Origin of the sequence: Streptacidiphilus carbonis (assembly GCF_000787775.1) — a bacterium.
Lineage (GTDB): Bacteria > Actinomycetota > Actinomycetes > Streptomycetales > Streptomycetaceae > Streptacidiphilus > Streptacidiphilus carbonis.
In genome coordinates this window covers 6,063-17,063 of sequence record NZ_BBPM01000033.1, presented here as the reverse complement: position 1 = coordinate 17,063, position 11,001 = coordinate 6,063, and the positions used below count along the sequence as shown (strand labels likewise).

Here is an 11,001-nt window from a genome sequence, read left to right as displayed (position 1 = left end):
GCCAGCAGGGCCTCCTGACTGACCATCGCCTGTGCGATCCGGCAACGGAACGACAACGGAACGACAATTCGCGCGTGCGTTCCGGCAACCGGGGGGTGCATTGAAGAATCGGCAGTGTGACCGGCGCTGCGCCGGATCACCGGGCCCGTTCTGTACGGGCTGAACGTCCGTCACGGGCTCGCGGAAGAGCGTGCGTGACGGGCTGACGCCCTCGTACACGAGTACGGGGGCTGCCCAGGCCCTCCGTCGTCGCCGGTCAAAGTGAGCGGCGGAGGGCCCCTGCTGAAGGATCACCATGGATCAGAAGGGCGTAGCAGCACTCGTGCTGCTGCTGTTCGGCGGCATTACCGCCGCTGCGGCGTACCACTTTCCCCACAGCGGCAACGCTGTCGGCGTGGGCCTGGCGGTCGGCGCCTTCACTTATCTCTTGCTCACGCTGCCCGACGCCCAGGTACATGGCCGCCCGGCGAAGCCGGACACGCAGGGAACCATGATCGGTGTGCTGCTGTTGCTGGTGGTGGGCGCCATCGCGGCCTACGTCGCGTACCGCGACCCGCACCTGGGTGACGCAATCGGGGTCGGGCTGGGGGTGAGCACCGCCATCTGCATCGTGCTCACCCGCCCGGGTGCTGGAGGCAGCGGTCAGGGTCCGACGACCTAGAGCGCAATGGCGTGCAGCACCCCGGACCACGGAGCGTGGTCCGGGGTGCTGCACGTTCACGCAGGCCCTCCCGCCGCCGCCGGTCAAAGTGAGCGTCGGGCGACCCTGGGGCCATAGGATCACCAAGAGCTGGCCCCGCAGCCATTGTGCAGCCCCCATTGCGGAAATCTTCTGGCCATGGCGAACATCACCTACTGATGGGCCCGCTCCCGCTACCGTGCGTGCACCGTTGCCCGGCGGGACACAACCTGAATGTCTGCCGGGCCGTCTGTTGTCTGTTGTCAACATTGCAGCGCACAGGTGCTGGATGGGCATCCGTAGTCAGGAAGCAGGCTCAGGCGTCCAGGTGCCCGGTACGTCAAAGTGCCGGCTGCCGTCTGCGGCAGTGGTGAAGCGCAGACGCTTGGTGACGCCCCCGTCGGAGCGGCGCCAGTCGAGTCCGCAGGCGCGGAAGTACTCGTACTCGTCGAAGTTGGGGTCGTTGAAGGCGAGGACCTACGCGGTCACCCAGGCGACGTTGGCGGTCACCTTCTCGGTCTGGTCCGAGCTCAGATGGGGGATCTCGCCGGTGTTCGGTGTGGGGCGCTCTCTCGAACTGCACACCGAGCACCGGATTCCTGTTCCAGACGACCCCACGGTCTTCCAAGCCGACCACTCGGAGCTGACTGGCTCGTACCGCACCAGCGCAGCCCTATATGCGGTGCCGTTCGCGAGAGCGCAGCCCCGGGTGAAGGCGGTGCCGGTGGCGCGCGGTGACAACCTGGGGCATACGGCTGTGCTTTGGCGGCTGCCGGATCACACTGGCACGTATGACCGCTTCGCATCGGCGTCGTGCCGAACTGGAAGTCATTGAGAGCAAGGCGGCCGATCAGGTGGTGCCGCTGCTCCAGGCGTCGTTGGAGCCGGCGTCCCAGCGGGCGGTATTCATCCGAGACTCGCCGGCGGGGCTGATCATCCACGGGGTGGTGCTGCGGGACGCGGAAGCGGAGACGTCGCAGGGCACGGTGTACCTGGCCTCCGGGGTAGTGATGGTCCTGGAGTGGATGGTGCGCGCTCTGGCCTCGCAGAACGGCGACGGCGACGCGCGGGCACTGGCTCGGTCTCTGGCCCGCACGTACCGCGACGGTGAGCAGGGACGGCATGTCGCCGACCTGCTGGACCATCTGCTGGACGGCACCAATGGCACCGATGTCATCGCTTCGCTGCTGACCGGGGACCAGGAGTCGCTGTTCACGCTGATCCTGCAACTGGCGGACCTGGCCGCAACGCAGGCCAAGGTCCTCGCGTTGACCGGCGGAACCGACATGGACGGCCTGTGGGAGCAGATCGGGGAAGGCCTGCGGGGCCGCCGCTGAACCCGGACTCCGCTTCCCGCCAGCCTCCGACAAGGATGAGGACCGTGCTCGACAAGACCCTGAAGCAGGCACTGGCGCAGTTGGCCCGCGGCGAGCAGCCACCCCCCAACCTGGTGCGCCGCCTGGCCCGCGAGGGCCTGTGCACCGACGCCGCCCCGCCGGCGCTGACGGCGTTCGGCTGCGATGTCCTGCAACTGCAAGCGGCCCTGGCCAACCCGCCGCAACCCGCCCCACCGGAGCCCGTCGTGCTGCCGGAGCACAGCGTCGTCGTCACCGCCGGCGAGTTGGAGCTGCTGCGCATGGCCGCGCTGGTGCCGCTGGTCGGCCCGGACGCGGGGCACCTGCCGCGCCCGTTGACGCCGCGCACCGAGCAGGGCGAGACGGTGCTGGATCTGACCGACCAGCAGTTGGCCGCGGTGCTGTACGTGTTCCGCCTGTACGGGGTGACGACATCGGTCCGGTTCTACAACCGGCTGGCCGGCCGGGTCCAGTGGTGGGAGATGCGGGTGAAGGGCGGATATGACCCGCGGGAAACCGGCTACTGGCGCCGACAGCCGACATACTGAGCCAGAGCGCCGCAGTCAGAGGTGAACCTCCGCGACCAGTCACGGCATCGCGCTGCGCCTCTGCCCGATGTGCCAGCGCCGGTGTCACACTGCTGCCGACGGCGCCGTCAGGCAGGGACCGCCACGCGTTGCAGGGCCTGCACCACGCGCAGCGTCATCGCGCGGGTCTCTTCGTCCAGGTGGTCCAAGACCCGGTTGTCCTCGCTCCGTACTGCTCGCAGGGCCATCAGAGCCGCCTCTGTCTGCAGGTTGCGCGGGTCGTCCTCGGGGTCCTCGTGGCCGGTCAGCACCATCTCGTCTTCCGTGCCCGCAGGCCTGGGCTCGCCGGCGATGTCGGCCAGGGCCGCCCTTCCCCAGCGGCTGGGCATCTCCGATCGCGACACCTGCTGCTTCGTCTGGAGATAACTCTCCAGCGTGTGCCGGTCCATGCCGTTCTCGGTGTGGTGGGCGGCGAAGACGTCGGCCAGGAGCCCGGCGGTGTCCGAGGCGTCGGTGATCCGGTAGCCCGTCATCCGCACCCAGTCGTGGGCCAGTTCGGGATAGGTGAAGTGGAGCACCTCGCTGAGGCTGTCCACGATCTCGCTCATGAAGGAGCGCGCGGTGTTCTGCAGGGCGGCGGGCATCGGTTCGTAGGCCATGCCCGCGGAGCCTACGAGCGGCCCGCTGGCGACTCGGTAGCCACGCCGATCGGATCACTCCCATGGCGGGCACCATGCAGCCGCAGTGAGTCTAGGGTAAAACAAGAACCAAAAGTATGACCAACTCAAGGGGTAAATGGATGCTAGATTGTGGGCTGGAGGTGGATTCCGATGGCCACTGAGGAAGAGCTGTTTGACGCGGTCGACGCCCTGTTGGCGGGCACGGAGCCGCAGCTGCCGCCGCCGGCGGAGCGGGTGCGGCTGCGCGAGGCCGCCGGGGTCACCCAGGCCCGGCTGGCGCAGGCCCTGAAGTCGACTACGCAGACTGTCCAGAACTGGGAGAACGGCCGGAGCGAGCCGCGACCGCCGCGTCTGCAGGCGTACCAGCGGCTGCTGGACGGTTGGGCGGAGCGCTACCCCGCCCAGGACACTCTGGCCGCGCTCGCGCTGCCGGACCTGATCCCGCCGCGCCCGGCGCCCGCGCACTGGGTGACCCCCGACTACCTGCGCCAGCCCGCCGACACCCTGGCCGCGCGCGCCGTGCCGAACCCGGTGCCGCCAGCAGCCCCGGCACCAGGAGCTGCTCCCGCGACCTCCCGGCTGGAACCCGCGGCACCGGCTGCCGCGCTGGGGAGCGCCACACCTGTCCCCACCCCCACCCCGACCCCTACCGCTGCTCCTGCACCCGTCCAGGCCGCGCCGGCGGCCGCCATGCCTGCCGCGGCCGCGCGGCGCACCTCCGCGGTGAAAGCTTCGGCAAGCACCCGGTTCACCAACGGGCCGCTGCTTGTGCTGGACGGTGACGGCACCGCCTACGGCGCCGACGGCCTGGTCCTGGAGTGCCCGGCCACAACGATCCCGCAGCTGGTCCAGTGGACCCTGACGGAGGCCTCGCTGGGCACGCCCCGGCTGCACCGCAACGGCCGCGACGGCGACCCCCTGGTGGTGCTCACCGCGGCCGCCACCGAGATGTTCGGGCTGCCGCTGGACCTGGCGGCGTTCGACTCCGACCGCTCCCGCCGGCTGCCGGAGGACCACAAGGTCGTCAAGCAGGTGCTGAAGGCCAAGTGGCAGCTCACGAAGCGCGGCTTCGGCCCCTGGGTGCGGATCTACCGCCCGGCCGACGGCAACACCCGCCAGTGCGTGCAGCTGGCGATCCTGCCCTGGGACGCCCTGGACACACGCGCCTGGGGCGAGACCGCGACCCTGCCCGCCCCCGAGATCGCCCGCGTCCTGTCGATCTACGCGACCCGGGTCACCACCCCCCGCGGCTCCACCGCCGTGTCCGGCCTGGAGCTGATGACCGCGCTGCGCCCGCCGACCCGCGCCGCCAAGGACCCGGCCACCAGCACCTGGGTCTCCGCCCCCAACCCCGGCGCCCTGACCGCACCGGTTGACCCCGCCCCGCCAGAGGCGACCCTGGAGCACCCGGTCGCCCAGGGCTGGACCAAGGGGTTCCTGGACGAAGAGGCGTACCAGTGGGTCCGTCCGGTGGAGACCCTCACCGAGCAGGAGATGCTGCTGCCGTGGGCGGTCGGCATCGACATCAACACCGCGTTCCTCGCCGCCGCCAGCCGCCTCACCGTCGGTCTGGGCGCCCCCGTCCACGTCGTGCGTCCGGTCTTCGACAAGAAGACGCCGGGCTGCTGGTACGTCGACCTGTCCGGTATCGACACCGATCCGCTGCTGCCGTCCCCGTTCACGCCCTCGGGCCAGCGGCCGGCCGGCCCGGCCTGGTATGCCACCCCGACCGTGGCCTACGCGCAGGAGTTGGGGGCCGACGTCCAACCGATCGAAGCGTTCCTGCGCGAGGAATCCGGCCCCTACCTGGACCCATGGCACGACCGCCTCAAGGAGGCCTACGTGACCACCCTGGGGGACGCCGGCGTCCCCGTGGACAAGGACACCGAGGAACTGCGGTTCCTCAACGCCATGGCGCTCCACAAGATCCTGCGCAGCAGCGGGGCGGACCTGGCCGCGCTCAAGGGGGAGCTCGCGGACGCCGGGATCACCGAGCTGGGCAGCGACGACTATGTGACCTCTGCGAGTCTGCGCCACCGCGAGGTCGCCATGGTGCTGGGGGCGATCAAGTCCACGGTCAAGGGCGGCATCGGCAAGCTGCGCGAACGCCCCCAGGGCGTCCGCTACAAGGAGGGCGACCGCTGGTCAGCACTCGAGCGGCCGACCTGGCGCCCCGACATCCGGGCCGCGGTCATCAGCAAGGCGCGGGTCAACATGCACCGCAAGATGGCCAACACCGTCAAGGCCAACGGCGCCTACCCCCTGGCCGTGCTGTCGGACTGCGTCGTCTACCCCAGCGCCACTCCCGATCCGCTCGGGTTCCTGCCGCTGACCGGCGCCGGCCGCGTCCTGCCCGGCTCCTTTCGGATCGGCGCGACCCCCGGCCTGGCCAAGCTGGAGGGCGTCCAACCGATGCTCTGGGCGGTCGGCCTGATGGAGAACCAGCCCACCCCGCTCAACCCGGCCCGGCACATCAAGGGCACCGACGCCGTCCTGGACGAAGGGGAGTAATCCGTGGACGCCATCGAAGCCGCCCTGCTGCGCGGCGACGCCGATTACTTCACCCGCAAGATCCCGGCCCGCCCGCTGACCCAGTTCAAGGAGCTGCTCAAGGCGGAGAAGGGCAACACTCTGGCCGTGGCTAAGCGTCTGGGCATCTCCCGGCGGCAGGTGGAGCGCTACCTGGCGGGCAAGGCCAAGACACCCCGCCCGCAGCTGCGCGCGGCGCTGGTCCGCGAGGTCACCAAGGTCTGGCAGCCCCGGGTCAAGCAGGCCGCCCGCAAGCGCGCCGCGGCCTCCGGCGGCATCACGGTGGAGACCCGGGCCCGCTTCGGCTACACCGCCCCGGTCGGCACCACCGACGACCCCCGCGAACGCCGGCTCACCGTGCACCTCCCGCCGGCCTACGCGGAACGCCTCTTCGACGCCCAGCAGCAGGGCCTTGGCGACCAAGCACTCCGCGACATCGTCGCGGAAGGTCTCCAGGAGATCTATTTCAAAGACGGCGGAACTCGCGCGGGAGGCCTTGAAGTGGAAATGACGGACGTCCGATACTTCGACGTGAGCTTCTGAATGGAGAATGTACATGGGCATTGAGAACGGGGAATCCGAGGACGGCACGCCGCGCATACCGGAGCAGTCCGAGATCCTGGAAAACGGCGCACACTGGTACGGCAGCAATTGGACCTGGGCAAACCCCAAGGCCGGGCTGCGCGCCGCCGTGCCACTGCTGGCCGAACTCTGCGGCGCCGGCGTTGTGGCGACCAACGCGGACGACGCCTGGTGGTACGGGGCCTCCAACCACAGAGACTGGGACGTTTCCGGCAACGGCCGCCTGGTCGACGTCAAACGCGCCTGGCTCCACAACCCGCACATCCTGGGATTCGGCGGCCCCCCCAGCGGCAGCTACGACCCGACCCGTGTCCACGACATCATGCTCGTCCACCTGGAAGACGCCGACGTGGCCACCGACCACGCCTACGCAGCCGACGGCCAGGTCCGTTTCACCATGACCGGCCGACCCCGCGCCGCCTATCGCGTTCCTGTCCTCGAACTCAACAAGATCATGAAGCGTGACGGCAACTCAAAGGTTCGCTACCTGGTTCGCCTCGCCGATCTGAAAACCCACCAGGTGCGCGGCGAGAACGCCTGAACGCCACCTGCACCGGATGAGCCCGATAAAGTGCCTCTTCCCGACACCTGACCTGTCGGGAAGAGGCACTTCGCATTCTGCCCGCAGACCGGATTGCGGATCACGATGACACTCGTTCGAGGGATTGACGGGGTTGATGGGCAGGTCTTGGCTGGAGGCTCGCGTCGGACCGGGGAGGCCACATGGGCGTCAGGGTGGAGCGATCAGACCGGCTGCCGCAGGACGACCAACAGGGGCGCCCAATCCCTGGAACTGTGCGAGGCCTGCGACGCGGGCAAGCCCGCCGCTGGCGCACTGATCCGGTACTTCGACACTGCGGGCGCCAAGGACACCTCGCGCACACAAGAGGGCGCACACCTGCTCCTGGCCTGGACCCGCGAAGCCATGGCGACCTACGGCTGGTTCTGGGAGCCGCCCAGCCCGAAGTGACACACCCTCACCCGCTGCTGCTCGTAGCTGCTCTGCCTAGGCTTTCGGTAATGACGCACAGTAGGCCATCACTATCAGCCCTCAGATGCACCATCCACTACGTCAGACAGCTCGCCAGGCTGCCGGAAGAGGGACTGGCTTGACGCTGAGGAGTCGACTTTGATCAACGGCCCGACTGCCAGGATCTCGACCTCACCCACAGTGGGCGTCTCACCGACGGCCTTGATCAGCACCGTGGCTACGAACTGGTACCTGACGGTCGTGGTCCACACGGCGGATGAGGTTCCGTCCGTACTGATGCTGTTGTAAGTCTTCCGACCCGACCATCGGGCCTTAGCGCATACCCACGTCGCGCCGTCGACCTCGAATGCCTCTGCCTTCGACTGAAGGTCTTCGTAGGTCAAGATCCCAGCAGTCGAGCTCAAGAAGCCCACGTTGCCGCGCTCAGAGTAGGCATCCTCGCCCAGCTGGAAGAACATGGTCGGGCCCTCGATTCGGGCCGTGACCGCCTCTAGAACCTTGGTGTCTTCCAGCAGCGCGCTCAGGGCCGGCTCGGACATCTTTTTCGCCTCGCCGAGTTCCTGAAGGAGTTCGATCAGACCCCCGCTGATCAGGCGGAGCCGAGGCGTTGAGTCTGCGCCCATGCGTTCGTCTGCCTCTGCGCGCAGGGCCGGGTGGAAGTCCTTGTTCTTGCCCTCGCGGAAGTCGCCGTCGGCGGTGACGAACCAGATGCCCTCGCCGCTGCTAACAGCCGCGTCGAGCACCGTCAGCCAGATCAGCACGTCGCGAGCGCCCCGGGCCTTCACCAGCTTGTTCGAGTCGGACCATTCCTGTTCGGCCGGCGGCAGCCGGTTCGCCTCGCGCCGCAGGGCTTCCTGGGCGCTGCCTTCGGGAGCAGGTAGGACCCGGAACGTGGTGCGAAGGTCCGTTTCCCTGATCTCCACTGCCTTCTGCGCAGTCAGGGACATCAGTGGCTGCGTGAGGTCGGCGTCGAAGTCCCCGCTCAGGGTCGACAACGCGTCACGTGCTTTGCCCAGGGTCAGTTCGACCTGACGGCGGTGGTGTGCCAGGTGTTCGATCAGCACCATCTCAGGCAGGGCGATGTCCTGCCTGAGCCGCAGAGCGACCTGCCGAAGCAGGCCAGCCACCGGTCCGTTGGGGAACCCCGCCTGGCGCAGCTGGTTGGTATCGAGGACGATCACGGGGCTCCCTGCCACAGACGGGATAGTGCTGCCGCACCATAGCGGATGCGACGGTGCTTCTGGCGGATCCGAGGCACCCACCCTCTGGACGAGCGCAAGCATGCGCCGCCGGCCCGCTGGCTATCGAACCTGATGGGAGCTATCCGGGCGATAGCGGCCGTGAGGTCGCGGTCGCCCGGACCGGTTCTGCGGGAAGGTGTTGGCTGGCGAGGTCGGCCATGCGCCGGTAGTGCGGGTGCATACCGTCGTCGTCAGTGATCAGGGCGGTCAGCAGGGATCTGGTGTCTGTTGCTGCGTCAGCCCTACTCGAGGCCGCTGCCGCACCCCTGTCGTTGCTGGCCTGACGGGGGTCACACAGCACGCAGCCGAGGGCCGTCAGGCTGTTCCTGCGCAACGGCGATCAAGGGAACTGGGGCCTCGGCGTCTGTGGCGTCCTGCGCGTGGCGGTGCTGCAACTTCGACTTGAGGCTGACCAGGCCGCTCCTGGCGTGCGGTGCGGCCTTTACCACGGCAGTAGTCAGCACGGCTCCTGCGGCGAGGACCCCCAAGACCACCGCGCCCCCGTCGAACAGCACAGCGTGTGTGTTGAGCGCATTGTCATCGTCATCCCGTACCAGCGGGCTCTTTCCGCCCGACGTGCTCGACTCCGAGAAGTGCGTGTCTGAGGGACGCTTCGTCACCATCAGTGCCCAGATCGAGTCGCCCCAGTTGAACTCCATGGCGTCACTGTAGGGGCGGGCCGGTAGGCCGCAGTCCGGAATGCGATCTTCTCCGCCATGGTCAACCTGGGCGGCAGCTGCTGACGGCCGCCGCGACCAGGCGCCGGTACCTGCCTGACCACCGGAGCAGAGTGCGCCGGGGGGCCGAATATGTGCGGCCTGGGGTGTCGGAGCCATCGGGCATGATGCTGTCGGGCGCAGTCGCCCAGGTCACGGCGAACAGCGAGGCGGGGCGCACGGTGGAGAAGTTGATGCTCAACCAGGCATGGGAACTGGGCGAGCCGCTGGACGCGGACACGGGTGGTTTCGGGCGGGTCTACCACGTCCGGTCCGCGGCAGGGGATCCGGCGGTGGCCAAGCTGATCCCCAAGAAGCCCGGCGCCGATCGCGAGCTGCTGTTCGACGGGGCCGGGAAGCGCAACGTCGTGCCCATCCTCGACAGCGGTGAACACGGGGATTGCTGGGTCATCGTCATGCCCCAGGCCGACAAGTCGCTGCGCGGGCACCTCAACGAGCGCGGCGGAACCCTGCCCCTGGACGAATGTTTGCAGATCATGATGGACATCGCGGTCGCCCTGGCCGACCTTGACGGCGACATCGTCCACCGTGACCTCAAGCCCGAGAACGTCCTGCTGCTCAACGGGACCTGGTGCCTGGCGGACTTCGGCCTCGCCCGCTACGCCGACGCCGCCACGGCCACCCAGACCTGGAAGCACCACGGGACTGTCGCGTACTTCCCGCCAGAGCGGTGGCGTATGGAGCGGGCCACCATCGCCTCGGACGTCTACGCGCTCGGCACCATGGGCTACGAGATGTTCGCCGGCTGCACCCCGTTCACCGGTCCCGAAGCCTCCGACTTCCAGCGCCAGCACCTGGGCGAGACCGTGCCCCGCCTTTCGGCGGCTCCGGCCCCGTTCGCGGCGCTGATCGGCGAGTGCCTCTACCGCGCGCCGCAGGCTCGCCCGAATCCAACCAACATCGCGGCCCGGCTGGAGACCATGGTCCGGATGCCGCTTGCCGGTGGCCTGGCCGCGCTGGCCGAGGCCAACAACAGCGAGGTAACCCGCCAGGCCGGCCTCCAACAGCACCAGTCGCAGCAGCGCACCGAGCAGGACCGCCGCAAAGACCTGGCGGAGGCGGCAGGGAGCTCCTTCGCCATGATCTCCGAGACCGTCCTTGCCGCGCTGACGGCCGCCGCGCCAGCGGGGGAGGTCCGCATCGGCCCGCAGGGAGGATGGATCTTCGCCCTGGGGAAGTGCCAGCTGGCTTTGAGTGCCGTGCACCCGGTGACCTCGAAGGAGTGGTCGGGCGGCACCGCAGCCCAGTTCGACGTCATCGCCCACGCCACGATGACACTGAGCCTGCCAACGGACCATCGCGGCTACCAGGGACGCAGCCACTCCCTGTGGTTCTGCGACGCGCGGACGGCCGAAGAGTACGGCTGGTTCGAGACCGCCTTCATGACCAATCCCCTCCTCCATGCGGGGCCTCTTAACATCGAGCCCTTCGCTCTCGCGCCGGGTGCTGAAGCCCACGGCGCTGTTCGCGTGGGCATGGACGTCACGCAGTTGGCGTGGCCGTTCACCCGACTGGATATCGCCGACCTGGACGAGTTCATCAGCCGCTGGGCGAACTGGCTTGCGGCCGCGGCCGCCGGTCAGCTCACCTTCCCCAGCACGATGCCCGAGCGCAGGCCGCAGGGAAGTCATCGCTGACCGCACACTCTCCCGCTGCCGCTACTCGAAGTGTCACCGCGCG

General features: G+C 68.8%; 11 protein-coding genes. 8 read left to right on the top strand and 3 right to left on the bottom strand.

Annotated features, from left to right (window positions below; all coding sequences use genetic code 11):
• Positions 1-295: 295 nt before the first annotated feature.
• The 3 genes from TR46_RS23810 to TR46_RS23795 all read left to right on the top strand — a co-directional run bounded on the left by TR46_RS23810 (position 296) and on the right by TR46_RS23795 (position 2,582).
• Positions 296-661 (top strand): hypothetical protein, encoded by a 366-nt coding sequence (locus TR46_RS23810; RefSeq protein WP_042404669.1) that lies wholly within the window; start codon positions 296-298, stop codon positions 659-661.
• A gap of 809 nt (positions 662-1,470) precedes the next feature.
• On the top strand, positions 1,471-2,016 hold the full coding sequence (locus TR46_RS23800) for a hypothetical protein (RefSeq protein WP_152626641.1): 546 nt from the start codon (positions 1,471-1,473) through the stop codon (positions 2,014-2,016).
• A 44-nt stretch (positions 2,017-2,060) separates the two neighbouring features.
• Positions 2,061-2,582 (top strand): hypothetical protein, encoded by a 522-nt coding sequence (locus TR46_RS23795; RefSeq protein ID WP_042404663.1) that lies wholly within the window; start codon positions 2,061-2,063, stop codon positions 2,580-2,582.
• 107 nt (positions 2,583-2,689) lie between these two features.
• On the opposite strand, the gene TR46_RS23790 is transcribed toward TR46_RS23795, so the two are convergent.
• Positions 2,690-3,220 (bottom strand): hypothetical protein, encoded by a 531-nt coding sequence (locus TR46_RS23790; RefSeq protein WP_052433054.1) that lies wholly within the window; start codon positions 3,218-3,220, stop codon positions 2,690-2,692.
• 171 nt (positions 3,221-3,391) lie between these two features.
• Here TR46_RS23790 and tap point away from each other — a divergent pair, with 171 nt between their 5' ends.
• From tap to TR46_RS45365, 4 genes are all read left to right on the top strand, one after another.
• Positions 3,392-5,752, top strand: a complete 2,361-nt coding sequence (tap, locus tag TR46_RS23785) for a telomere-associated protein Tap (RefSeq protein ID WP_042404661.1) — start codon at positions 3,392-3,394, stop codon at positions 5,750-5,752.
• Between the two features lie 3 nt (positions 5,753-5,755).
• Complete coding sequence (gene tpg / locus TR46_RS23780; protein WP_042404659.1) at positions 5,756-6,313, top strand: telomere-protecting terminal protein Tpg; 558 nt, start codon at positions 5,756-5,758, stop codon at positions 6,311-6,313.
• Between the two features lie 13 nt (positions 6,314-6,326).
• On the top strand, positions 6,327-6,893 hold the full coding sequence (locus TR46_RS23775; RefSeq protein WP_042404657.1) for a hypothetical protein: 567 nt from the start codon (positions 6,327-6,329) through the stop codon (positions 6,891-6,893).
• 105 nt (positions 6,894-6,998) lie between these two features.
• The gene (locus TR46_RS45365) at positions 6,999-7,322 is read left to right on the top strand and encodes a DUF6300 family protein (RefSeq protein WP_052433053.1); all 324 of its coding nucleotides are present in this window, start codon (positions 6,999-7,001) and stop codon (positions 7,320-7,322) included.
• A gap of 74 nt (positions 7,323-7,396) precedes the next feature.
• Here the strand turns inward: TR46_RS45365 and TR46_RS23765 are convergent, their stop codons facing one another.
• Together TR46_RS23765 and TR46_RS23760 are read right to left on the bottom strand one after the other, a co-directional pair.
• Positions 7,397-8,524: a PIN domain-containing protein gene (locus tag TR46_RS23765; RefSeq protein WP_042404655.1), complete on the bottom strand. Its 1,128-nt coding sequence runs from the start codon at positions 8,522-8,524 to the stop codon at positions 7,397-7,399.
• A gap of 350 nt (positions 8,525-8,874) precedes the next feature.
• On the bottom strand, positions 8,875-9,243 hold the full coding sequence (locus TR46_RS23760) for a hypothetical protein (protein WP_042404653.1): 369 nt from the start codon (positions 9,241-9,243) through the stop codon (positions 8,875-8,877).
• A gap of 182 nt (positions 9,244-9,425) precedes the next feature.
• Here TR46_RS23760 and TR46_RS23755 point away from each other — a divergent pair, with 182 nt between their 5' ends.
• Positions 9,426-10,958, top strand: a complete 1,533-nt coding sequence (locus tag TR46_RS23755; RefSeq protein ID WP_201776438.1) for a serine/threonine-protein kinase — start codon at positions 9,426-9,428, stop codon at positions 10,956-10,958.
• Positions 10,959-11,001 lie beyond the last annotated feature (43 nt).

What these genes read in the sequence shown, in the direction of transcription:
- TR46_RS23790 (WP_052433054.1), bottom strand. Translation starts at nt 3,220, where the DNA reads ATGGCCTACGAACCGATGCCCGCCGCCCTGCAGAACACCGCGCGCTCC.
- TR46_RS23755 (WP_201776438.1), top strand. Translation starts at nt 9,426, where the DNA reads ATGATGCTGTCGGGCGCAGTCGCCCAGGTCACGGCGAACAGCGAGGCG.
- TR46_RS45365 (WP_052433053.1), top strand. Translation starts at nt 6,999, where the DNA reads ATGACACTCGTTCGAGGGATTGACGGGGTTGATGGGCAGGTCTTGGCT.
- TR46_RS23810 (WP_042404669.1), top strand. Translation starts at nt 296, where the DNA reads ATGGATCAGAAGGGCGTAGCAGCACTCGTGCTGCTGCTGTTCGGCGGC.
- TR46_RS23800 (WP_152626641.1), top strand. Translation starts at nt 1,471, where the DNA reads ATGACCGCTTCGCATCGGCGTCGTGCCGAACTGGAAGTCATTGAGAGC.
- TR46_RS23760 (WP_042404653.1), bottom strand. Translation starts at nt 9,243, where the DNA reads ATGGAGTTCAACTGGGGCGACTCGATCTGGGCACTGATGGTGACGAAG.
- tap (WP_042404661.1), top strand. Translation starts at nt 3,392, where the DNA reads ATGGCCACTGAGGAAGAGCTGTTTGACGCGGTCGACGCCCTGTTGGCG.
- TR46_RS23775 (WP_042404657.1), top strand. Translation starts at nt 6,327, where the DNA reads ATGGGCATTGAGAACGGGGAATCCGAGGACGGCACGCCGCGCATACCG.